Annotated in this window: 20 protein-coding genes; 8 read left to right on the forward strand and 12 right to left on the reverse strand. The window is 61.7% G+C overall.

What is annotated here, in order from left to right; translation table 11 throughout:
- Positions 1 to 78: 78 nt before the first annotated feature.
- A complete protein-coding gene (gene ptsP, locus HZ99_RS15785) occupies positions 79 to 2,358 on the reverse strand; it encodes a phosphoenolpyruvate--protein phosphotransferase (RefSeq protein ID WP_038444226.1) in 2,280 nt (759 codons plus the stop codon).
- A gap of 22 nt (positions 2,359 to 2,380) precedes the next feature.
- Entirely contained in the window at positions 2,381 to 2,860 is a 480-nt protein-coding gene (locus HZ99_RS15790; protein ID WP_003176750.1) for an RNA pyrophosphohydrolase, read from the reverse strand.
- Positions 2,861 to 3,003: 143 nt separating this feature from the next.
- Between HZ99_RS15790 and HZ99_RS15795 the strand changes: the two genes are divergently transcribed.
- The gene (locus HZ99_RS15795) at positions 3,004 to 3,660 is read left to right on the forward strand and encodes an HAD family hydrolase (protein WP_038444229.1); all 657 of its coding nucleotides are present in this window, start codon (positions 3,004 to 3,006) and stop codon (positions 3,658 to 3,660) included.
- 127 nt (positions 3,661 to 3,787) lie between these two features.
- Here HZ99_RS15795 and HZ99_RS15800 read toward each other — a convergent pair whose 3' ends face one another.
- Positions 3,788 to 4,201, reverse strand: coding sequence for a DUF2269 family protein (locus HZ99_RS15800; protein WP_038444231.1), 414 nt, complete (start codon positions 4,199 to 4,201; stop codon positions 3,788 to 3,790).
- Positions 4,202 to 4,241: 40 nt separating this feature from the next.
- On the reverse strand, positions 4,242 to 5,756 hold the full coding sequence (ilvA, locus tag HZ99_RS15805) for a threonine ammonia-lyase, biosynthetic (protein ID WP_038444234.1): 1,515 nt from the start codon (positions 5,754 to 5,756) through the stop codon (positions 4,242 to 4,244).
- Between the two features lie 136 nt (positions 5,757 to 5,892).
- Here ilvA and rpiA point away from each other — a divergent pair, with 136 nt between their 5' ends.
- The gene (gene rpiA / locus HZ99_RS15810; protein WP_038444236.1) at positions 5,893 to 6,564 is read left to right on the forward strand and encodes a ribose-5-phosphate isomerase RpiA; all 672 of its coding nucleotides are present in this window, start codon (positions 5,893 to 5,895) and stop codon (positions 6,562 to 6,564) included.
- A gap of 361 nt (positions 6,565 to 6,925) precedes the next feature.
- Complete coding sequence (locus HZ99_RS15815) at positions 6,926 to 8,872, forward strand: autotransporter domain-containing protein (RefSeq protein WP_038448088.1); 1,947 nt, start codon at positions 6,926 to 6,928, stop codon at positions 8,870 to 8,872.
- 90 nt (positions 8,873 to 8,962) lie between these two features.
- On the opposite strand, the gene HZ99_RS15820 is transcribed toward HZ99_RS15815, so the two are convergent.
- From HZ99_RS15820 to HZ99_RS15835, 4 genes are all read right to left on the reverse strand, one after another.
- Positions 8,963 to 9,877: an SdiA-regulated domain-containing protein gene (locus tag HZ99_RS15820; RefSeq protein WP_038444238.1), complete on the reverse strand. Its 915-nt coding sequence runs from the start codon at positions 9,875 to 9,877 to the stop codon at positions 8,963 to 8,965.
- Between the two features lie 122 nt (positions 9,878 to 9,999).
- A complete protein-coding gene (locus HZ99_RS15825) occupies positions 10,000 to 10,920 on the reverse strand; it encodes an SdiA-regulated domain-containing protein (protein WP_038444241.1) in 921 nt (306 codons plus the stop codon).
- Positions 10,921 to 11,095: 175 nt separating this feature from the next.
- A complete protein-coding gene (locus tag HZ99_RS15830; protein WP_038444243.1) occupies positions 11,096 to 11,761 on the reverse strand; it encodes a fumarylacetoacetate hydrolase family protein in 666 nt (221 codons plus the stop codon).
- 24 nt (positions 11,762 to 11,785) lie between these two features.
- On the reverse strand, positions 11,786 to 13,180 hold the full coding sequence (locus HZ99_RS15835; protein WP_038444246.1) for an FAD-binding oxidoreductase: 1,395 nt from the start codon (positions 13,178 to 13,180) through the stop codon (positions 11,786 to 11,788).
- Between the two features lie 205 nt (positions 13,181 to 13,385).
- Here HZ99_RS15835 and serA point away from each other — a divergent pair, with 205 nt between their 5' ends.
- On the forward strand, positions 13,386 to 14,615 hold the full coding sequence (serA, locus tag HZ99_RS15840; protein ID WP_038444249.1) for a phosphoglycerate dehydrogenase: 1,230 nt from the start codon (positions 13,386 to 13,388) through the stop codon (positions 14,613 to 14,615).
- Between the two features lie 64 nt (positions 14,616 to 14,679).
- Here the strand turns inward: serA and HZ99_RS15845 are convergent, their stop codons facing one another.
- Complete coding sequence (locus HZ99_RS15845) at positions 14,680 to 15,117, reverse strand: DUF4399 domain-containing protein (protein WP_038444251.1); 438 nt, start codon at positions 15,115 to 15,117, stop codon at positions 14,680 to 14,682.
- Between the two features lie 134 nt (positions 15,118 to 15,251).
- On the opposite strand from HZ99_RS15845, the gene HZ99_RS15850 reads away from it, so the two are divergent.
- A complete protein-coding gene (locus HZ99_RS15850) occupies positions 15,252 to 15,875 on the forward strand; it encodes a transporter substrate-binding domain-containing protein (protein ID WP_038444252.1) in 624 nt (207 codons plus the stop codon).
- A 131-nt stretch (positions 15,876 to 16,006) separates the two neighbouring features.
- Here the strand turns inward: HZ99_RS15850 and HZ99_RS15855 are convergent, their stop codons facing one another.
- Together HZ99_RS15855 and HZ99_RS15860 are read right to left on the reverse strand one after the other, a co-directional pair.
- Complete coding sequence (locus tag HZ99_RS15855) at positions 16,007 to 16,501, reverse strand: DUF523 domain-containing protein (protein WP_038444253.1); 495 nt, start codon at positions 16,499 to 16,501, stop codon at positions 16,007 to 16,009.
- A 2-nt stretch (positions 16,502 to 16,503) separates the two neighbouring features.
- The gene (locus HZ99_RS15860) at positions 16,504 to 17,136 is read right to left on the reverse strand and encodes a 2OG-Fe(II) oxygenase (RefSeq protein ID WP_038444255.1); all 633 of its coding nucleotides are present in this window, start codon (positions 17,134 to 17,136) and stop codon (positions 16,504 to 16,506) included.
- Positions 17,137 to 17,267: 131 nt separating this feature from the next.
- Between HZ99_RS15860 and HZ99_RS15865 the strand changes: the two genes are divergently transcribed.
- On the forward strand, positions 17,268 to 18,020 hold the full coding sequence (locus HZ99_RS15865) for a DUF2059 domain-containing protein (RefSeq protein ID WP_038444257.1): 753 nt from the start codon (positions 17,268 to 17,270) through the stop codon (positions 18,018 to 18,020).
- A 23-nt stretch (positions 18,021 to 18,043) separates the two neighbouring features.
- Here the strand turns inward: HZ99_RS15865 and HZ99_RS15870 are convergent, their stop codons facing one another.
- Entirely contained in the window at positions 18,044 to 18,985 is a 942-nt protein-coding gene (locus HZ99_RS15870; protein ID WP_038444259.1) for an alpha/beta hydrolase, read from the reverse strand.
- 111 nt (positions 18,986 to 19,096) lie between these two features.
- On the opposite strand from HZ99_RS15870, the gene HZ99_RS15875 reads away from it, so the two are divergent.
- Together HZ99_RS15875 and HZ99_RS15880 are read left to right on the forward strand one after the other, a co-directional pair.
- The gene (locus HZ99_RS15875) at positions 19,097 to 19,684 is read left to right on the forward strand and encodes a DUF6436 domain-containing protein (protein WP_038444261.1); all 588 of its coding nucleotides are present in this window, start codon (positions 19,097 to 19,099) and stop codon (positions 19,682 to 19,684) included.
- A 15-nt stretch (positions 19,685 to 19,699) separates the two neighbouring features.
- On the forward strand, positions 19,700 to 22,060 hold the full coding sequence (locus HZ99_RS15880; protein ID WP_038444263.1) for a penicillin acylase family protein: 2,361 nt from the start codon (positions 19,700 to 19,702) through the stop codon (positions 22,058 to 22,060).
- Positions 22,061 to 22,110 lie beyond the last annotated feature (50 nt).

The raw sequence follows: 22,110 nt of genomic DNA on the forward strand, positions 1-22,110 counted from the left end.
TGTCCGGACCCGCGGCTCCTACATTGGAATGCGATCCCCTGTAGGAGCCGGCTTGCCGGCGATAGCAGCACCTCGGTGCTAGAGGGTTTTCGTCGCGGTCGGATTGATCATCCGCGCCAACCCCAGGCTCTTCAGGGCCAGTTGCAGGGAGCTGTGGATCACTTGCGGGTTGTCGATAGTCATCAGTTCCGCCAGCAGTTCCCTGGCCTTGCTCAGGTTGATCTGGCGCAGCATCCACTTGACCTTGGGCAAGTTGGTGGCGTTCATCGACAGGCTGTCAAAGCCCATGGCCATCAACAGCACCGCCGCCGCCGGATCACCGGCCATTTCCCCGCAGATACTCACCGGCTTGCCTTCGGCATGGGCATCGCGCACCACGTTCTGCAAGGCTTGCAGCACCGCCGGGTGCAGGTAGTCGTAAAGGTCTGCCACCCGTGGGTTGTTACGGTCCACGGCCAGCAGGTATTGGGTCAGGTCGTTGGAGCCCACCGACAGGAAGTCCACCTGCCGTGCCAGTTCCTTGGCCTGGTACACCGCTGCCGGAATTTCGATCATCACGCCAACCGGCGGCATCGGCACATCGGCACCTTCGTCGCGCACTTCGCCCCAGGCCCGGTGGATCAGGTGCAGCGCTTCTTCCAGTTCGTGGGTGCCGGAGATCATCGGAAGAAGGATGCGCAGGTTGTTCAGGCCTTCGCTGGCCTTGAGCATGGCGCGGGTCTGGACAAGGAAGATTTCGGGGTGGTCGAGGGTCACGCGGATGCCACGCCAGCCAAGGAAGGGGTTGTCTTCCTTGATCGGGAAATAAGACAGTGACTTGTCGCCGCCGATATCCAGGCTGCGCATCGTCACCGGTAGCGGATGGAAGGCGGACAGTTGCTCGCGATAAATCGCCAGCTGCTCCTTCTCGCTCGGGAAACGCTGGTTGATCATGAACGGCACTTCGGTGCGGTACAGGCCCACCCCTTCAGCGCCACGTTGTTGAGCACGCGCCACGTCCGCCAGCAGGCCAGTATTGACCAGCAGCGGTACCCGGTGGCCGTCGAGGGTCACGCAGGGCAGTTCGCGCAGGGCATCAAGCCCCTGGGATAGCTGGCGCTCCTCCTCGACCACTTCAGCGTACTGCTTGCGCAGCACCTCGCTGGGGTTGGTGAACACCTCGCCACGGTGCCCGTCGACGATCATCGAAATGCCGTCGACCTTGGAATACGGCAGGTCCACCAGGCCCATGACCGTCGGAATGCCCATGGCCCGGGCCAGGATTGCCACGTGGGAGTTGCCCGAACCCAATACCGAGACCAGGCCCACCAGTTTGCCTTCCGGCACTTCGCCGAGCATGGTGGCGGTCAGCTCTTCACTGATCAGGATGGTGTTGTCGGGGTAGACCAGGTTGGTGGTGCGGTCTTCCTGCAAATAGGCCAGCAGGCGGCGGCCGAGGTCGCGCACATCCGAGGCGCGTTCGCGCAGGTAGGCGTCGTCCATCAATTCAAAACGGTTGACGTGATCGGTGACCACCTGGCGCAGCGCGCCCTGGGCCCACTGGCCGGTCTTGATCACGGTCTTGACTTCATTACCGAGCGACGCGTCATCGAGCATCATCTGGTACACGTCGAACAGCGCCCGCTCTTCGGGGCGCAACTGGGTGGCCAGTTTGGTCGACAGGTTGCGCATGTCGGCGCGCACGCCTTCCAGGGCGGTCTTGAACAGTTTGATTTCAGCGTCGATGTCATCGACGGCCTTGTCGGGCACGACATCCAGGTCAGCCGGGGGCAGCATGACCACCGCAGTACCGACTGCCGCGCCCGGTGAACCTGGCACGCCGACGAACTTGGCCTCCTGGATACCCTTGCCCTGGCGACCCAGGCCACGAATCGAACCGGTGGCTTCGGCGTGGGCGATAACCCCGGCCAACTGTGCGCTCATGGTCACAAGGAAGGCTTCTTCCCCTTCATCGAACTGGCGGCGTTCTTTCTGCTGGATGACCAATACGCCGACAACGCGGCGGTGGTGGATGATCGGAGCACCGAGGAAGGAGGCATAGCGCTCTTCACCGGTTTCGGCAAAGTAGCGATAACGCGGGTGATCGGCCGCGTTCTCAAGGTTCAAGGGTTCTTCACGCGTCCCCACCAGGCCCACCAGACCTTCATTGGGCGCCATGCTGACCTTGCCGATGGAGCGCTTGTTCAAGCCCTCCGTGGCCATCAGCACAAAACGGTTGGTCTCGGGATCCAGCAGGTAAACCGAGCAGACCTGGCTGCCCATGGCTTCCTTGACGCGCAACACAATAATCCCCAACGCCGCCTTGAGATCCTTGGCGGAGTTAACTTCCTGGACGATCTTGCGCAGCGTATTGAGCATGGCTCGGGGTCGAACTCCGTCGTCAGTCGCGCGCTAAAAGGCGCGGGGCAAGCTCTTTGAGAGCGCGACGATAAACCTCGCGCTTGAATGTCACCACCTGGCCCAACGGATACCAATAACTGACCCAGCGCCAGCCATCGAACTCCGGTTTACCGGTCAAATCCATCCGCACCCGTTGCTCGTTGGAGATCAGGCGCAGGAGAAACCATTTCTGCTTCTGGCCGATGCACAGCGGTTGGCTGTGGGTACGCACCAGGCGTTGCGGCAAACGATAGCGCAACCAGCCTCGGGTACAGGCGAGAATTTGCACATCTTCGCGTTCCAGGCCTACTTCTTCGTTCAACTCGCGGTACAAGGCATCTTCAGGGGTTTCGTCGGGGTTGATCCCGCCCTGGGGAAACTGCCAGGCATCTTGGTTGATACGGCGAGCCCATAGCACCTGTCCGGCATCATTCGTAAGAATAATCCCGACATTTGGACGGAAACCATCGGGGTCGATCACGGCAACAACCTCGCAAACGCATGTCGCCGCATTGTTCCACAAAGCTTGTTGCAGCGGCAACGAGGCTGCTTACCTTATGTGCACTCTTGTGAAAAGACCGTATTCTGGACGCCTTTTTACAGACTTTTCAGCGAGTAACCGCAATGCGCCTGGCTTTATTCGACTTGGACAACACGCTTTTGGGCGGCGACAGTGACCACGCCTGGGGTGATTACCTGTGTGAGCGCGGCATCCTCGATGCCGTTGCCTACAAGACCCGCAACGATGCGTTCTACCAGGATTACCTGGCCGGCAAGCTGGACAACGCCGCGTACCTGAACTTCAGCCTGGAAATCCTTGGCCGCACCGAAATGGCCCAGTTGGACGAATGGCACCGCGACTTCATGCGCGACTGCATCGAGCCGCTGATGCTGCCCAAGGCGGTTGAACTGCTGGCCAAGCACCGCGCCGCCGGCGACACGCTGGTCATCATCACCGCCACCAACCGCTTTGTCACCGCGCCGATTGCCGCACGTTTGGGGGTAGAAACCCTGATCGCCACCGAGTGTGAGATGGCCGATAGCCGCTACACCGGGCGCAGCACGGATGTTCCGTGCTTTCGCGAGGGCAAGGTGACGCGCTTGAATCGATGGCTGGAAGAGACCGGGTATAGCCTGGAGGACAGCTATTTCTACAGCGACTCGATGAATGACCTGCCGCTGCTGGAGCAGGTAACCCACCCGGTGGCGGTGGACCCGGACCCGAACCTGCGGGCTGAGGCCCAGAAGCGTGGCTGGCCGGTAATCAGCCTGCGCGGCTGATAACGCCTTCGCGAGCAAGCCCGCTCCCACATTCGACCGCCTTCCAAAGGTGGAACTCGATCGAATGTGGGAGCGGCGGTGCGACGATTCGACTTGCTCGCGAATGAGGCCAACTCGGTCTCAAGTGTTAAACAGGTTTAGCCCCCATCAACCCGGCAATCGCCACAAACCCCACCAGGCTGACAACTGCCAGGGCCAGGGTGAATTTCGCGCTGCCCGTACCGCCCAGGCGCAGGCGGTTGAGGCGCACCACCAGCCAGAACCAGGCCAGTGCCGCCACGGTGTAGATCAGGCTGGAGCCCAGGATCCAGGTCTGCCCCAATGGCCAGCCGATCAGGTGCACCAGCCACCAGCCGGTGAATGGCATGCTCACCAGGCTTACACCCATCAACAACCAGACAAACAGCCACGGCCGGTGCAACATCACCGCCGGCCCGGCGGCGCGCTTGCGCCAGCTCAGCACGGCCAGGGCCAGGCCACTGGCCAACAGCAGCACGGTTGCCACCATGTGGATAGTCTTGAGGGTCGTCAGATATTCCATGCTCTCGATTCCTTAAAGGCCGCCCAGTCAGCGTAGTCGCTCAACCGAGAAACAGCTGATAGGCCGGGTTGTCGCTTTCATCCCAGTACGGGTAACCAATCGCTTCCAACGCCGCCGGCACCAGGTGGCGCTCGTTGGCCGGCACTTGTAGCCCGGCCACCACACGGCCGTCGGCCGCGCCGTGGTTGCGGTAGTGGAACATCGAAATGTTCCAGCGCCCGCCCAATTTGTTAAGAAAGTTGAACAAGGCCCCCGGACGCTCCGGGAACTCGAAGCGAAACACCACTTCATTGCTGACATGCGCCGCATGGCCACCGACCATATGGCGGATGTGCAACTTGGCCAGTTCGTTCTCAGTCAGGTCCAGCACCGGGAAACCCTGCTCGCAGAGGCTGGCGATCAGTGCGCTGCGCGGGTCGGTTTCCGGGTGGGTCTGCACCCCGACAAAAATGTGCGCCTCGCTGCCGGAGTGGTAGCGGTAGTTGAATTCGGTGATCTGACGCTTGCCCACGGCCTCGCAGAAGGCCTTGAAGCTGCCCGGGCGCTCGGGGATGGTCACGGCAATGATCGCTTCGCGGCCTTCACCCAACTCGGCGCGCTCGGCCACATGGCGCAGGCGGTCAAAGTTGACGTTGGCCCCCGAGTCGATGGCGACAAAGGTCTGGCCGCTGACGCCACGGGTTTCCACATACTTCTTGATCCCAGCCACGCCCAAGGCCCCGGCGGGCTCGGTGATGGAGCGGGTGTCGTCGTAGATATCCTTGATCGCCGCGCAGATCTCATCGGTGCTGACGGTGATCACTTCGTCGACATAGTCTTTGCAGATATCGAAGGTGTGCTGGCCGATCTGCGCCACCGCCACGCCATCGGCAAAGATGCCCACGGCCGGCAGTACCACGCGCTCGCCTGCCGCCATGGCAGCCTGCAGACAGTTGGAGTCGTCCGGCTCGACCCCGATGATCTTGATCTCCGGGCGCAGGTACTTCACATACGCCGCGATCCCGGCAATCAGGCCACCACCGCCCACCGGGACGAAAATCGCGTCCAGCGGCCCCGGATGCTGGCGCAGGATCTCCATCGCCACGGTGCCCTGCCCGGCAATGGTGTGCGGATCATCGTAGGGGTGGATGTAGACGTAGCCTTTTTCGTCGACCAGCTTGAGCGAATACGCCAGCGCTTCCGGGAAGGAGTCACCGTGCAGTACCACTTTGCCGCCACGGGAGCGCACGCCTTCGACCTTGATTTCCGGCGTGGTCTTGGGCATCACGATGGTGGCCTTGACCCCCAGCACCTTGGCCGCCAGGGCCAGGCCCTGGGCGTGGTTGCCCGCCGACGCGGTGACCACGCCACGCGCACGTTCTTCGGCGCTCAGTTGGGTCAGCTTGTTGTAGGCGCCGCGAATCTTGAAGGAAAACACCGGCTGCAAGTCTTCGCGCTTGAGCCAGACCTTGTTGCCCAGGCGCTCGGAGAGCTGGCGGGCGATCTGCAACGGGGTTTCCACGGCAACGTCGTAAACGCGCGAGGTGAGGATCTTCTTGACGTACTGTTCGAGCATCGGAAAGCATCACTGGGCGGGTTGGGCAGGGCCGAGGAGTCTAACCCGCCTTTTGGCCGGACGACCACACGAATCCAGAGGTTTTGTTGGGTTATACTCGCGCCCTCGATAACTCCCCGCCCGTTCCGGAGCCCGCATGACCCAGGATCAACTCAAACAGGCAGTGGCCCAGGCCGCCGTCGATTTAATCCTTCCTAAACTCGACGATAAAAGCATCGTCGGTGTTGGCACCGGCTCCACCGCCAATTGCTTTATCGATGCGCTGGCCCTGCACAAAGGCGCATTCGACGGCGCCGTGGCCAGTTCCGAAGCCACCGCCGCACGCCTCAAGGGCCATGGCATTCCAGTGTATGAGCTCAATACGGTGAGCGACCTGGAGTTCTACATCGACGGCGCCGATGAAAGCGACGAGCACCTGAACCTGATCAAGGGCGGCGGCGCAGCCCTGACCCGCGAGAAAATCGTCGCCGCCGTGGCCAAGACCTTTATCTGCATCGCCGACGCCAGCAAGCTGGTGCCGGTGCTCGGCCACTTCCCGCTGCCGGTGGAAGTGATCCCCATGGCCCGCAGCTACGTGGCCCGCGAGCTGGTGAAACTGGGCGGCGACCCGGTGTACCGCGAAGGCGTGCTGACCGATAACGGCAACATCATCCTCGATGTGTTCAACATGCAGATCACCAACCCGGTGGCGCTGGAGACCCAGATCAATGGGATCGTTGGCGTGGTCACCAATGGGCTGTTTGCCGCACGTCCTGCGGATGTGCTGCTGCTGGGTACCAGTGAAGGCGTGAAAACCCTCAAGGCCTAAGTACACGCAGAACCCCTGTGGGAGCGGGCTTGCTCGCGAATGCGGTGCGCCAGTCACCGAACTGCTGGCTGACACACCGCATTCGCGAGCAAACCCGCTCCCACATTTTTGACCGCGCTCCGTTCGATGGATATGTAACAAAAACGCTACTTTTCGCAGCAGCCTCTCCCCCGCCCGCCCCAATTTGTGCGCCACGTCACGGCAACCCCCGCCGTATCTGGTATCAAATCCGTTACAACTTATAGCCAGGCGACCCCCTCTTCCAACAACGCGCCAATTCGCGACCGCCCCATGGAATGAGGCGCGCATTGTGCAATCGGTCCCGCCGAGCAACTCCCTCAACCACCTCAAGGAAGACCTTGTGATCAAGCCCCTAGCTCTCGCTGTCAGCGTTGCCTGTGCCCTGCTGTCGACTCAATCCAATGCCTACGACTATGGCGAGCACGCCAATATCACCCTGGAAAAGCTGATCACCGACTACCCCGGCCGTTATCGCGGCACAGCCAACTTTGCCGGGGCCGCCGACTGGATGCAGAGCCAGATGGGCAGCGCCTATAACATCAGCCGCCAGGACTTCACCTGGAACGGCGGCAGCCGCGCTTCGCAGAACGTGGTGGCCTACGCTGCCGGCACCAAGCCCCAGTACGTGGTGATTGGCGCACACTTCGATACCTACTTCGGCCGGCCAACCCTGCAAGGCCTGGACGACAACGGCTCCGGCGCCAGCGTGTTGACCGAAGTGGCGAAGAACCTCGGCGGCCTGCAACTGGAAAACGGCTTGCAGATCGTCGGCTTCGGCGCCGAAGAGGAAGGCCTGCGCGGCTCCCGGGCGTTTGTCGATTCGTTGAGTGCCAGCCAGCGCGCCAATATGCTGGCCATGATCAACCTCGACAGCCTGATCACCGGCGACAGGATGTACGCCCACGCCGGCCAGAACAGCACCGCCAACCCGGCCCTGGCGTCGTTGCGCGAGCATACGTTCCAGATCGCCAAGGAACTGAACATCAACCTGTTCACCAACCCCGGCCTGGACGCGCAATACCCCGCCGGCACCGGCTGTTGCAGTGATGGCGAAGCTTTCGAGGCGCTGAGCATCCCTATCCTGTACATCGAAGCCACCCACTGGGAACTCGGTGACCTGGACGGCTACACCCAGACCAACAACCCGGCAATCCCCGGCGGATCCACCTGGCACGACCCCAACGAAGACAACAAGACCGTCCTGACCAACGCCTTCGGCCAGGCACGCATCGACCAGCGCCTGCGCGACTATTCGCGCCTGCTCAGCCGCCTGGTGCTGGAGCTGACCAATGCCGACCTGATGGCCTCCACCTCCTCGGGCGGCGCCGTCGCACGCAACATGCAAGACAACCTGCAACGCCAGCACCAGGCCATGGTGCGCCTGCATGACCGGCGCTGGCTGACCCTGCAATCGGCCAGCCGCGAAGTGGGCAGCTTCGATGGCGAGATCGGCGTGGACGGCGAATACAACCCAGACAGCGGCTTCGACGCCGCCCCCAACCCCGAGGCCCGGCGCCTGGGCCTGCATGCCCTGGGCGACTATCAACTGAGCAGCAGCCTGAACATCGGCGCCAGCCTCAGCTACCTCAACGGTCGCGACAAACTGGAACACCGCGGCAAGCTGGAAAGCGACACGTGGCAAGCCGCAGTCTATGCCTTGTTGAACGATGGTGGCCCAACCTGGCTGGCCGGCGACCTGAGCGTGGGCCACAGCAGCTTCGACTCAAAACGTAACCTGGTGATCCAGGCCAATGGCGGCCCTGTATTGCTTAACCAGCAGTTGACCGGCGAGACCGATGCCTTGTCCCTCGGGGCCCGGGTGCTCGGTGGTTATGACTTCGATTTGGGCACGATCAAGACCGGGCCGTTTGCCGGGCTGGACTACAGCCACTCGCGCATCGACAAGTTCCGCGAGAAGCAGAACCTGCGCACAGCCCTTGAATATGAAGAACAGTCCTTCGACTCTCTGGAAGCCAGTCTTGGCTGGCGTGTGCGCGGTGCTGTGGCACTGCCTTACGGCCTGAGCCTGATGCCTTATGGCGACATCGCCTGGGTCAAGGAACTGGCCGACGGTCGCCTGGATGATCTGGACCTGACCGCCCGCGCCGACGGCCAGGTGCGCACCGCCAGATTGGGTTCTGTAGACAAGAGCTTTGGCCGCGCACAGGTCGGCAGCCAGTTGGCAATCACCCCGCAGCTTGGGGTGTACGCCGAAGTGAACGGGCGCCTGGGCCATGCCGAAGGCAGCCAGACCGGTTATTCGTTGGGCGTGCAGTGGATGTTCTGATTCCCTGACCTTGTAGGAAGCCGGCTTACCGGCGATGGCGGCCTCAAGATCGCCATCGCCGGCAAGCCGGCTCCTACAGAGGTCGGGGTGTTATGGCGACGGCTTCTTGAAGACGTAGAACAGGTTCGGCTCACTGACCAGATAGAGCGCGCCATCGTCATCCATCGCGATGCCCTCGGCCTGGGGCACGCGTTTCTTCAGGCCATGGCGCCCCTTGAGCAATGACAGGCTGCTCAAGGGGCGGCCGTCGATGTCCAATTCCAGCACCAGATACGACTCATCGGACAGCGCCAGCAGGTGACCGCTGCGCTCGTCGTATTGCAGGCTGGACAGGTCGCGCACAAAAAGCCCGGCATCGCGCCGGGGATTGTTGACGACGTGGACCGAGTAGGTTTTTTCTGGTTTGAAATGGGGAAAACCGTGCACTTCATAAATCAGCATCGGGTCCCGTTCCTTGGCGACAAACAAGCGTTTGCCCACCGAGTCATACGCCAGCCCTTCAAACCCTTTGTTACCCTTCAGGTGTACGCCCAGGGTCATCTGCTCGGCATCAGCCGCGTCGAGGAACTGCGTGTCGTCCTCCAGATGAATCTTGATCAAGCGTTGCTGGCGCTCATCGCTGATCACATACGTGTTCTCGCTGATGAACTCCACCGCTTCGGCATCGCCAAAACCCACCAGGTTAATACGCCGCAGGATGTTGCCGTCCAGGGACAACTCGATCAATTCGGCGTTTTGATTGGTCACGGTAAACAGGCTCTTGCGCACCGGATCAAAGGTCAGCGCCGAGACATCATCGTCCAGGCCCTCGATCACCCGGGCTTCCAGCACCACCTGATAATCCGCCAGGCCGATGGAGCGTTCGTCCGCCGGCTGGCGCCAGGCCTGCCAGTTGAACCATGCCCGCTCGAACAGACGAAACTGCTGCGCGACCACTCCCCCGGCAACCAGAGCGATCAGCAACAAGATAAGAAGGGCAGGTTTGGGGCGGGCAAATCGACGCATGGGGGGCTGGCTCAAAGTCAAAACTGGCAAATGAATATCACAGCAGTCTGAATTTAAACTTAAACGCCCCTCACTGTCTGGCCAATGCCGCTCCTAGAGAACAATCCGACGTAATCAGTCGGCTATTTCCGCTTCTCGAAGCGGTAGAACAGATTGGGCTCGCTGACCATGTACAGCGTGCCGTTCTCATCCATGGTGACGCCTTCGGCACGTGGGATGGTTCTTTTCAGGCCATTGAAACCACCCAACACCGTCATAAAGCTGACTTGCCCGCCTTTTTCGTCCAGCTCCAGCAACAGGTTCGAGTCAGCAGACAGTACCAACAGGTGGCCGGTACGCGGATCGACGCTCAGGGCCGAGAGGTTGCGGATATCCAGCTCGGAGCTGGGCAACGCCTGCTTGTCGCCGGCCAGGATCTGGCTGCCGTCGCTTTTCCAGGTAAACAACTGCGCTGGCCGTTCAAAACCCAAGACCAGCTGTTGATTACGCTTGTCCCAAGTGATGGCCTCGAACGCCTTGTTCTGGTTTTCGGAGGGGCCCAGGTCGTAGCTGGGGAAGTCAGCGAAGGCCAGCTCACGGGTGTCGGCATCGACCTTGACCAGCGTCACGCTGTGCCTGCGCTCATCCACGATGGCCAGCACGCCGTTTTCCATGACGGTCACGCCTTCCGGGTTGCTCCAGCCCACCAGAGGAATCTTGCGCAGTACATCGCCCTGCAGGTTCAGCTCCACCAGGAACGGGTTGCGGCCCATGACCGCGAACAGGGTCTTGGTCCTGGGGTCGTAGGCCAAATCCGAAGCTTCATCCTTTTCCATGCCGGGCAACGGCTTGGCGTCGATCACGGCCTGGTAGTCCGGGAGCCAGACACTCTCCTGGCGCTCGACCGGGCTTTCAAAACGCTCCAATACCCATAACGCGCCCCGGTCATCCCAGTGCATCAACCAGGCAATCCCATACAGGATCGCTCCGGTCAGGAGTAGCCAGGAATACCAGCGCATGCTCAGGCGAAGGGTGGGTTTCACAGAAGGGAGAGGCACGGCCATGGAGGCATTCCAGATAATCGGCTGTAAGTGATAGCCCAGGCTCAGAGCGCCTGCGTGCCATATGGCCGAGGATTATCCGGATGGCGTGTGAAAAAAATGCAATGCCCCGATTTGCGGGGATAAACGCCAAGCCCTTGTAGGAGCCGGCTTGCCGGCTCCTACATAGGGTATGAGGTTAGCGTACGGTGCTTTCGAAGCGGCTGACGCCCGGCAGTTCCAGCACCAGTTCGTCACCCACCTCCAGCGGGCCGACACCGGCAGGCGTACCGGTGAGGATCACATCACCGGCCTGCAGCGAAAAGCAACCGGCCATGTGCTGGATCATTGGCACAATCGGGTTGAGCATGTGCGAGCTGTTGCCGTCCTGGCGCACCTGGCCATTGATGGTCAGGCGGATGCCGATATCGGCCAGGTCCGGGAACATGCTACCCACCACGAACGGTGCAATCACTGCCGCCCCGTCGAAGGACTTGGCGATCTCCCACGGCAGGCCCTTGGCCTTGAGCTCGGCCTGCTTGTCGCGCAGGGTCAGGTCCAGGGCCGGGGCGAAGCCGGAGATGGCGTCCAGCACTTCTTCACGACTCGGAGTTTTCGACAAGGGTTTGCCGATCAGCACCGCGATTTCCGCTTCGTAGTGCACCGAACCGCGTTCGGCTGGAATGGCAAAGCCACCTTCCAATGGCACCACGCAACTGCCCGGCTTGATGAACAGCAGCGGCTCGGTCGGCACCGGGTTATCCAGCTCCTTGGCGTGTTCGGCGTAGTTACGCCCGATGCACACCACTTTGCCCAGTGGAAAGTGGATATTGGTGCCGTCGACGTACTTATGCTGATAGCTCATGGACCACTGCCTCTTTGGTGATGGTTAAACAGCGAAGATCTTGCCCGGGTTCATGATCCCGTTCGGGTCGAACACGGCCTTCACAGCCTTCATGTATTCGATTTCAACCGGGGAGCGGCTGTACGTCAGGTAATCGCGCTTGGTCATGCCCACGCCATGTTCGGCGGAGATCGAGCCGTTGTACTTCTCGACCGTCTCGAACACCCATTTGTTGACGGTGGCGCACTTGGCGAAGAACTCGTCCTTGGACAGGTTTTGCGGCTTGAGGATGTTCAAGTGCAGGTTGCCGTCACCGATGTGGCCGAACCAGACAATCTCGAAATCCGGGTAGTGTTCGCCGACGATCGCGTCGATTTCCTTGAGGAATGCCGGCACTTTCGACACGGTGACCGAGATGTCGTTCTTGTACGGCGTCCAGTGGGAGATGGTCTCGGAGATGTACTCGCGCAGCTTCCACAGGTTATGCAACTGGGTTTCGCTCTGGCTCATCACGCCATCCAGCACCCAACCCTGTTCGACACAGTGCTCGAAGGTTTCCAGGGCGTGGTTGGCCACTTCTTCGGTGGTGGCTTCAAATTCCAGCAGGGCGTAGAACGGGCAATCGGTTTCGAACGGCGCCGGCACATCGCCACGCCCGAGGACTTTGGCCAGGGCCTTGTCGGAGAAGAATTCGAAAGCGGTCAGGTCCAGCTTGCTCTGGAACGCGTGCAGCACCGGCATGATCGAGTCGAAGTCGGCGGTGCCCAGGACCATGGCGGTGAGGTTTTTCGGTGCCCGGTCCAGGCGCATGGTGGCTTCGACCACAAAGCCCAGGGTGCCTTCGGCGCCGATAAACAGCTGGCGCATGTCATAGCCGGTGGCGTTCTTGATCAGGTCGCGGTTGAGTTCCAGCACATCGCCCTTGCCGGTGACGACCTTCAAGCCGGCCACCCAGTTGCGGGTCATGCCGTAGCGAATGACCTTGATCCCGCCGGCATTGGTGCCGATATTGCCGCCAATCTGGCTGGAGCCGGACGAAGCGAAGTCCACCGGGTAGTACAGGCCGTTTTCTTCGGCGACGTTCTGCAATTGCTGGGTAACCACGCCCGGTTGGCACACGGCGGTGCGGTCCGTGAGGTTCACATCGAGGATCTGGTTCATGTAGTCGAATGACACCACCACTTCGCCATTCGCCGCCACGGCAGCGGCCGACAAACCGGTACGCCCGCCCGAGGGCACCAGCGCCACCTGGTGCGTGTTGGCCCAGCGGACAATGGCCTGCACCTGCTCAATGGTCTTGGGGAAGACAATAGCGCTCGGTGCGGGGGCGAAATGCTTGGTCCAATCCTTGCCGTAAGCCTCCAGGGAGTCGGCGTCGGTCAGCACTTTGCCGGGCTCAACCAGGGTCTTTAGCTCATCAATCAGGGCAGGATGGGTCATCGACAGAACTCTCGAACAATTCATGGTCATCCTGAGAACGCTTCACGTCGCAGGAATGAGTGTTTAGCGGGGCGCGTATGCTAGCATACCGCCCCCGCAGGACAGAGCCCAAGGGCGTTTCTGCGGTGACGGCTTTCCTGCCGTCCGGGTCAGCTTAAGTGATCCGATTCCCTGCCATTTTTCTCCGGGATACAGGTTTACGCAGATGAGCAAGACTTCTCTCGATAAGAGCAAGATCAAGTTCCTTCTTCTGGAAGGCGTCCACCCATCGGCCGTCGATGTCCTAAAGGCCGCCGGGTACACCAGCATTGAGTACATCACCAGTTCTCTGCCGGAATCCCAGCTCAAGGAAAAGATCGCCGACGCGCACTTTATCGGCATTCGCTCCCGCACCCAGCTGACCGAAGAGATCTTCGATCATGCCAAGAAGCTGGTGGCGGTCGGCTGTTTCTGCATCGGCACCAACCAGGTCGACCTCAATGCGGCGCGCGAGCGCGGTATCGCGGTGTTCAACGCCCCGTACTCCAACACCCGCTCCGTGGCGGAGCTGGTATTGGCCGAGGCCATCCTGCTGCTGCGCGGTATCCCTGAGAAAAACGCTTCCTGCCACCGTGGCGGCTGGATCAAAAGCGCGGCCAACTCCTTCGAAATCCGCGGCAAGAAGCTGGGTATCGTCGGTTACGGCTCGATTGGTACCCAACTGTCGGTACTGGCTGAAGGCCTGGGGATGCAGGTGTTCTTCTATGACACCCTGACCAAGCTGCCCTTGGGCAACGCCACCCAGGTGTCGAGCCTGACCGAACTGCTGGGCATGTCCGATATCGTGACCCTGCACGTCCCGGAAACCGCTGAGACCCAGTGGATGATCGGCGAGAAGGAAATCCGTGCCATCAAGAAAGGCGGGATCCTGATCAACGCCGCACGCGGCACCGTGGTCAAGCTGGACGCCCTGGCCGACGCGATCAAGGACAAGCACCTGATCGGCGCCGCCATCGACGTGTTCCCGGTGGAGCCGCGCTCCAACGACGATATCTTCGAAAGCCCGCTGCGTGGCCTGGACAACGTGATCCTGACCCCGCACATCGGCGGCTCCACCGCTGAGGCCCAGGCCAACATCGGTCTGGAAGTGGCGGAAAAGCTGGTCAAGTACAGCGATAACGGTACGTCGGTGTCCTCGGTCAACTTCCCGGAAGTGGCCCTGCCGGCTCACCCTGGCAAGCACCGCCTGCTGCACATCCACCAGAACATCCCGGGTGTGATGATGGAAATCAACAAGGTCTTCGCGGAAAACGGCATCAACATCTCCGGCCAGTTCCTGCAGACCAACGAGAAGGTCGGCTACGTGGTCATCGACGTCGACGCCGAGTACTCGGACCTGGCGCAAGAGAAACTGCAGCACATCACCGGCACCATCCGTAGCCGCGTATTGTTCTAAGGTTTGCAACGCACCACGAAAAAGGGAGCCCCGCGGGGCTCCCTTTTTTGCGTCTGAACAAATCTTACTTGACGGTAACAGTGATCACTTTTGAGGCTACAGTAGGTTCGAACTGACGATGCACGTTATCGCCCGCCACCAGTTGCAAGGTGTGCTTGCCGGGTGCCAGGGTCAGTTCAGTCTTGGTTTGCGCCTTGCCGAAGTGGATCACCGTATCGGTGGCGGGGATCGGCTGACTCGGATCAGGCAGTTGTGCCTGGTCGACCAGCAGGTGGTGGTGGCCAGCACCAGGGACTTGTTTGTCGATGGGCTCCAGGTCCATGCCCTTGATGCCGAACTCAACCGTGAAGGTCTTGTCGACCGTAGCGCCATCCTTGGGCGAAACAATGAACACTTCAGCCCCTTTGGGCGCAGGCGTACGCGGGATATCCGCCGCAGATGCCAGCATGGAAGCCCCCAGCAGCAGGCTGGCCAGGGTTGCACGAGACAAAATGGCTTTCATTAACTTCTCCAGTTTTTCTGTGAAATCTGTAGGGTTATGACAACTTAGTGACGAAACGTTGTCCAAGGCACTCGACACCATAGCAAAGCGAGCCTGAACCGCGTCTCGCACCTTCGAATTCTTTAGGAGTGACCATGCGCTTTTTGCCTGGCCTGTTACTTTTGCTGCCTTTGCTGAGCCCCTTGGCTCACGCCGAGCTGTTCGACGACGTGTTTGACCGTGGGGAACTGCGCATTGCCCTGGAGGCCGATACGCCCCCCTTCAACTTCAAGGAAGGCGACAAACTCACCGGTTTTGAAGTGGAACTGGGTGAGTTGCTGGCTCGGGAAATGGACGTGCGCGCTTCCTTCATCACCACCGACGACAGCGACTTGCTGCCCGGGGTGGAGAGCGGCAAGTACGACGTGGCAATCAACCATATCGCTGTGACTCCTGAACTGCGGAATCGTTTCGACTTCAGCGTGCCTTACAGCTACGCCAACGCCCAGATGATTGTGCACAAGCAGCAAAACCGCCTGCTGAACAACCTGGACACGCTCACCAGCAGCCAATTTGCCGCAAAGCCCAGCGACGGCGTGGATCTGCGCAGCCGAGCCGATGCCAAGGCCACATTGACCCTGGCCATCCCGTTCCAGAAGGGCAACCCGGCGTTCAAGTCGAGCCTGGACAAGGCACTGGAGCGGATCAAGGCCGATGGACGGCTGACCGCACTGTCGGAAAAGTGGTTTGAGGCGGATACCAAAAAAACCACCCAATAACCAATGTGGGGAGGGCTTGTGTGGGAGCGGGCTTGCTCGCGAAAGCGGTGTATCAGTGCCAGATTTGTTGACTGACATACCGCTTTCGCGAGCAAGCCCGCTCCCACAAAAAGCCCGCTCCTACAATGGATTCAGGTGGGGCTTGAGAGTTGGGCCAGGGCAGCGGCGGCCTCAGCCAACTCCAACTCGCTGAACACCTGCACCCCATGGCGTTTGAGCAACGCCGCCGTCACCCCTTCGCCCGCGACTTTCACCCCAGTGAAGGTGCCGTCATAAGTCAGCAGGTTGCCGCATGACGGACTGTTGGCCTTGAGCACGGCGATGCGGATGCCATGGCGCTGCACCAGGGCCAGGGCCTGCCGCGCCCCCTCCAGGAAGGCTTCGCTGAAGTCCTCGCCATCGGCGGTCAGCACATGGGCGCGGCCTTCCCACACATCCACCCCCTGCCCGCCCGGAATCTCGGCAGGCGGTCGTGGCGTCGGCAGGCCGCCAGCCACCTCCGGGCACACCGCAACCAACCGGCCTGCGGCCTGCCAGGCAGCCAGTTGGTCAAACGGCCCGCTGGCGCCACCGTCATACCGCACGCGGTGCCCCAACAGGCAGCGGCTGACCAGCATCTTTTCCATGCTCAAAACGGCTCATTGCCCCGCCGGCGAAACCAGCCCGTCAGGGACAGGCGTTCGCGGTGGGCAGGCAGGACTTCATGGGGCACTTCCCCCGACAGGAACACCACCAGGCAACCGCCGGCGGGGTCCACATCGTATTCAATGCCATCCTTGAGGTACATGCGCAACTGGCCGCCGTGCTCGGGCAGCCAGTCCTGGTTCAGGTAGACCACCGCCGAGACCATGCGCCGATCATCGTCACGAAAACGGTCAAGGTGCTTGAGGTAGAACGCCCCCGGCGGGTACATGGCGAAGTGACACTCGAACTCTTCCAGCCCCAGGAACAGCCCCCTGTTCATCGCCAGCCGCAGGCTGTCCATCAACGCCAGATAGCGGTCACAGATGATCGCCTGGCCGGGCTCCAGCCATTGGATATGGTCGCCACGGATCCCCTCGCGAATCTCCTGGGCCGGCCCGCGCCCGATTGCGGCCGGTGCCAATTCACCTTCCGCGGCACGTTTATGGCACTCAGCCGCCAGTTCCAGGGTCAGAGCCTCTGGCAAGAAGATGTTCTGCTGCGACCAGCCTTTCACGGCCAGGTCGTCGACGATGCGTAGCAGCAGCGGGTCATCAGGGGATATTTGCATGGCGCGCATAGTATCCATCCGCCTGGAAAACCGACAGCGCCGCCGAGCGCCTAAATACACTTTAGTCAGGCAATTGATAGGACTTCTCGACAAATCCTACGCCCGACACGGACAATAGTGGCCGACTGACAGGAGTCCCTATGCGTCGTTTGTTTTTATCCTTGCTGATGTTCTGCGTGTCGCCCGCCTGGGCAGACAGCCATGACCAGTTGTACGCGGTCGCCGGCTGGCCGGAACAACGTGCGCATTTCAATGACGCCTTGAGTGCCGCCCAACAGCGCTACCGCAACAGCTTGCCGCCAGCGGTGTATCAGGCGCTGGTGGACAACAGCAACAAACGCTTCGCCCCCAAGGCCATGGATCAGCGCGCCGAAGCCCAGTTGCGCCAGAACCTGGCGGACCCCAAGCCGGCGCTGGCGTTTTTCCAGTCACCTCTGGGGCGCAAGATTGTCGCCGCCGAGTTGCTGGCGACCCGGCGCGACCAGTTGGCCAAGAACGCCCAGGGCTTGCCGCAGATCCAGGCCGACGCCACCCGCAGCCTGATCATCGGCCACCTGGCCCAGGCCCTGCCCGCCCGCGAAGCCGGGGCCGAGGTCAGCCTGGCGATTGCCGGCGTGGCAGCGGACAGCCTGAGCCAGATGATCCCCGGCCTGCTGGGCGGCGGCCAGGCACAAAGCATGCTCAACGGCCAGCGTGAGCGGCTGATGCAGCAGATCGGCAATGACCTGAACAACACCTTGCTGTACGTCTATCGGGATCTGTCGGACCCGGAGCTGGAAGAGTTCGCCACCTTTGCCGAATCGCCGGAAGGCAAGGCGTATTACCAAGCGGCGCTGGCAGCGATCCGCGCCGGCCTGGCGGTCGGCCAAAGCACCTCCAGCCTGGCCCCATAGCCGGCTCCTACAAAGGGGGCGTGTCAGGTCAGGTGATCGGTGAGGAACTTGAAGTAGTGCGCGCGGATTTCCGGCAGCTCATTGGCCAAGTGATGCCGCCCACGCGGCAATATCAAGATCTGCGGCTGATCAAACTTGCTGCGCAGCACCTGCAGATTGTGCTGCCAGTCCACCGTCATATCCTCTTCTCCCTGCACGATCAGTGGCCGCCGCGTGCTGCGCGGCGCGGCCTCGATGCGTTTGATCCAGCGCGCCAGCGCGCCCACCCAGGCCGTCGGCAACTGCCGGGGCTGCAACGGATCGGCCTCAAGGAACGGACGAAACGCCGGGTCATTGCTGTTATCACTGAAGCGCCGGGCAATGCCTTTGACGAACGGTTTGAGCAGGTAATAGCTGAGCTGCGACCAACCCCAGGCCCGCGGCCTGACCAGCGGCGACAACAGGAAGGTCTGCCCTTGCGCCGGGCTGCCCGGGCCATGGTTGAGCAGATGGTCCACCACAATCGCCCCGCCAGTGCTCTGCCCGAACAGATGCCAGGGCTTGGGCAGTTGCAGCGCGTCGGCCTGTTCGAACAGGCCCCGCACCACGTGCTGGTACACCGCAAAATCATCGATGCTGGCGCGCTCGCCGCTGGACAGGCCATGGCCCGGCAAATCACAGGCGATCACCACAAAACCCTGGTCCAGCCCCCACTCCACCACATTGCGGTACAGCCCCATGTGGTCGTAGAAACCGTGGAACATAAACAGTGTGGCCACCGGTTGCGCCGGCCACCAGACCTGGCTGACCACCTCGAACCCCTCCACCTCGAAACGCCCCAGGCGGCTGCGCACCGGCGTTTTGCGCCCAGCCAGGTCCAACCCATAGAAGCGCTGGTAGACCCTGGCCTCGGCCGAAAGCGCCTGCGCGTCCACCAGGGGCCGCAAGCTTTCGCGCAGATGATCGGGGTCAAAGGTAACGGGCATAAGAACTTCCAGACTAGGGCTTCACAGCATTGAACAGATGAATATCGAGTCGCGATATTCATCTGTCAGAGCAAGCATGGCAAGCTACGCCACCGTCGAGGATTGTCCTGAATGCGAAAGCCCTACCGCACCGCCCTGCTCGCCAGCCTGATCCTGCTGATCTGCGCCGCCGTGCTGTGGGCCGCGTATGACTGGTTCCAGGGCCGCTATCTGCGGGCATTCAGCGAACATACGGCGGTGTTTTCCGGCGACCTGTTGCGCCTGCCCGACGACCTCGCAGGCCCCGGCCCGATCCGCCTGGTCCACTTCTGGGACCCGGCCTGCCCGTGCAATGTCGGCAACCAGCAGCACCTGAGTGAACTGATCGAGCAATACGCGCCCCTGGGGGTGGAGTTCTATGCCCTGCAAAAAGCCGGCAGCCACGGCCAATTGCCCGCGACCCTTGGCGCGATGAAAATCCTCACCACCGTGCCCGGCGCCGACCAACTGCCCGCCAGCCCGGCGGTGGGTATCTGGGACAGCAGCGGCAAGCTGGCGTATTTCGGCCCGTACAGCGAGGGCCTGACCTGTAATTCGAGCAACAGTTTTATCGAACCGATCCTGCAGGCGCTCAAGGGCGGGCGGGCGGTGAATGCAACCCACACCCTGGCGGTGGGCTGCTATTGTTCCTGGTCGCAAGACTCAACGTCCCACTTCTAATAATAAGGATCGTTCATGAAGCGCGTCTTGTCGGGTCTCGCGGCCCTGCTGGTGTTGATCGCCCTCGGGGCCGGCTGGTATGTCTACAGCAAGCAACCCACCCGCCAGGGCACGGTGGAGCTGGCCAACCTGCAAGGCTCGGTCACGGTGCGCTACGACGACCGGGGCGTGCCGCATATCCGCGCCGAGAACGAAGCCGACCTGTATCGCGCCCTGGGTTATGTGCATGCCCAGGACCGCCTGTTCCAGATGGAAATCATGCGCCGCCTGGCGCGCGGTGAACTGGCCGAGGTGCTCGGCGTCAAGTTGCTGGACACCGACAAACTGTTCCGCAGCCTGCGCATCCGCGAGCGCGCCACCACCTACGCGGCGCAGATGGACCGCCAGTCGCCGCACTGGAAGGCCCTGCAAGCCTACCTGGACGGGATCAACCAGTATCAGGACCGCCACGCCAGCCCCATGGAGTTTGACGTGCTGGGCATCCCCAAGCGACCGTTCACCGCCGAAGACACCATCAGCATCGCCGGTTACCTGGCCTACAGCTTTGCCGCAGCCTTTCGTACAGAGCCCCTGCTGACTTACGTGCGCGACCAACTGGGCAGCGACTATCTCAAGGTGTTTGACCTCGACTGGAAACCCAAGGGCGACCTGGGCCTGGCGGCCACCGACTGGCAAGGCCTGAGTGCCATCGCCCGCCTCAGCGAACAGGCCCTGGCCGACAACGGTCTGCCGCAGTTCGAGGGCAGCAACGCCTGGGCCATCAGCGGCAACCGCACCAAGAGCGGCAAGCCGTTGCTGGCGGGCGACCCGCATATCCGTTTCTCGGTGCCATCGGTGTGGTACGAGGCGCACCTGTCAGCGCCCGGCTTCGAACTCTATGGTTATCACAACGCTCTGGTACCGGTGGCATTCCTGGGCCACAACAAGGCGTTTGGCTGGAGCCTGACGATGTTCCAGAACGACGATCTCGACTTGATCGCCGAGAAGGTCAACCCGGACAACCCCAACCAGGTGCGCTACCACGACCAATGGGTCGACATGACCACCAGCGAGCAGCAGATCGCCGTCAAGGGCCAGGCCCCGGTGACGCTGACCCTGCGCCAATCGCCCCACGGTCCGATCATCAACGACGTGCTCGGCGCCAATGCTGGCACCGCGCCAATTGCCATGTGGTGGGCCTTCCTCGAGACCGAAAACCCGATCCTCGATGGCTTCTACCAACTCAACCGCGCCGACACGCTGGCCAAGGCCCGCCAGGCGGTGGCCAAGGTGCATGCGCCAGGGCTGAATATCGTGTGGGCCAATGCCAAGGGCGATATCGGCTGGTGGGCTGCGGCGCAGTTGCCGATCCGGCCGGCCGGGGCCAACGCCGGGTTTATCCTCGACGGCAGCACGGCCCAGGCCGATAAGCCGGGCTTCTACCCGTTCAGCGCCAACCCCCAGGAAGAAAACCCGGCGCGCGGTTATGTGGTCTCAGCCAATGCCCAGCCGGTGTCGCCTACCGGCATGCAGATCCCCGGTTACTACAACCTGGCGGATCGCGGCCAACAGTTGAACGCGCAATTGAGCGACAACCCAGTCAAATGGGACCTGGACAACAGCCAGGCGTTGCAGCTGGGCACCACCACCGCCTACGGGCCCCGTCTGCTGGCCCCGCTGTTGCCGGTGCTGCGCGAGGTGGTCAAGGATCCTGCCGAACTCAAGCTGCTGGAGCAACTGGCCGCGTGGAAAGGTGACTACCCGGTGGAGTCGCTCCCGGCCACGCTGTTCAACCAACTGCTGTTCGACCTGGTAGACGCAGCCTTTCGCCCCAAGTTGGGTGACGAGATGTTCAAGACCCTGATCACCACCCGCGTGATCGACGCTGCCCTGCCGCGCCTGGCCGCGGACCCAGACTCGCCGTGGTGGAACGGCCAGCGCGCCGAGACCGTCAAGCGCGCCTGGGACAAGAGCCTGGCCCATTTGAAATCCACCTTCGGCGCTGATCCGGCGCAATGGCAGTGGGGCAAGGCCCATACCCTGACCCACGGCCATCCACTGGGCATCAAGCAGCCGCTGGACCAGATCGTCAATGTCGGCCCGTTTGCCTCACCGGGCAGCCATGAAGTGCCGAACAACCTGTCCGCAATCATCGGCCCGGCGCCATGGCCGGTGACTTACGGCCCCTCGACCCGACGCCTGATCGACTTCGCCGACGCCGCCCATGCCCTGACCATCAACCCGGTGGGACAAAGCGGCGTGCCATTCGACAAGCACTATGCCGACCAGGCCGAGACCTATATCGAGGGCGGGTACGAGCAGGCGCACTTTGATGAAGAAGAGGTCCAGGCTAATACTCGCGGCACCCTCAAGCTTTTGCCCGCAAGAACCCCATGAGCCCCCCTTGCCGGCGATAGCGGGTTCAGATTGGGCGCCAGACTCAAGGC

Source organism: Pseudomonas fluorescens, assembly GCF_000730425.1.
Classification (GTDB): Bacteria; Pseudomonadota; Gammaproteobacteria; order Pseudomonadales; family Pseudomonadaceae; genus Aquipseudomonas; species Aquipseudomonas fluorescens_X.

Bases quoted from the DNA above. Each gene is read 5' to 3' on its own strand.
- ptsP (WP_038444226.1), bottom strand. From the start codon at position 2,358: ATGCTCAATACGCTGCGCAAGATCGTCCAGGAAGTTAACTCCGCCAAG.
- ilvA (WP_038444234.1), bottom strand. From the start codon at position 5,756: ATGCTCGAACAGTACGTCAAGAAGATCCTCACCTCGCGCGTTTACGAC.
- HZ99_RS15845 (WP_038444251.1), bottom strand. From the start codon at position 15,117: ATGAAAGCCATTTTGTCTCGTGCAACCCTGGCCAGCCTGCTGCTGGGG.
- HZ99_RS15870 (WP_038444259.1), bottom strand. From the start codon at position 18,985: ATGCCCGTTACCTTTGACCCCGATCATCTGCGCGAAAGCTTGCGGCCC.
- HZ99_RS15835 (WP_038444246.1), bottom strand. From the start codon at position 13,180: ATGACCCATCCTGCCCTGATTGATGAGCTAAAGACCCTGGTTGAGCCC.
- HZ99_RS15875 (WP_038444261.1), top strand. From the start codon at position 19,097: ATGCGAAAGCCCTACCGCACCGCCCTGCTCGCCAGCCTGATCCTGCTG.
- HZ99_RS15855 (WP_038444253.1), bottom strand. From the start codon at position 16,501: ATGGAAAAGATGCTGGTCAGCCGCTGCCTGTTGGGGCACCGCGTGCGG.
- HZ99_RS15850 (WP_038444252.1), top strand. From the start codon at position 15,252: ATGCGCTTTTTGCCTGGCCTGTTACTTTTGCTGCCTTTGCTGAGCCCC.
- HZ99_RS15800 (WP_038444231.1), bottom strand. From the start codon at position 4,201: ATGGAATATCTGACGACCCTCAAGACTATCCACATGGTGGCAACCGTG.
- HZ99_RS15880 (WP_038444263.1), top strand. From the start codon at position 19,700: ATGAAGCGCGTCTTGTCGGGTCTCGCGGCCCTGCTGGTGTTGATCGCC.
- rpiA (WP_038444236.1), top strand. From the start codon at position 5,893: ATGACCCAGGATCAACTCAAACAGGCAGTGGCCCAGGCCGCCGTCGAT.
- HZ99_RS15865 (WP_038444257.1), top strand. From the start codon at position 17,268: ATGCGTCGTTTGTTTTTATCCTTGCTGATGTTCTGCGTGTCGCCCGCC.
- HZ99_RS15795 (WP_038444229.1), top strand. From the start codon at position 3,004: ATGCGCCTGGCTTTATTCGACTTGGACAACACGCTTTTGGGCGGCGAC.
- serA (WP_038444249.1), top strand. From the start codon at position 13,386: ATGAGCAAGACTTCTCTCGATAAGAGCAAGATCAAGTTCCTTCTTCTG.
- HZ99_RS15830 (WP_038444243.1), bottom strand. From the start codon at position 11,761: ATGAGCTATCAGCATAAGTACGTCGACGGCACCAATATCCACTTTCCA.
- HZ99_RS15860 (WP_038444255.1), bottom strand. From the start codon at position 17,136: ATGCGCGCCATGCAAATATCCCCTGATGACCCGCTGCTGCTACGCATC.
- HZ99_RS15825 (WP_038444241.1), bottom strand. From the start codon at position 10,920: ATGGCCGTGCCTCTCCCTTCTGTGAAACCCACCCTTCGCCTGAGCATG.
- HZ99_RS15820 (WP_038444238.1), bottom strand. From the start codon at position 9,877: ATGCGTCGATTTGCCCGCCCCAAACCTGCCCTTCTTATCTTGTTGCTG.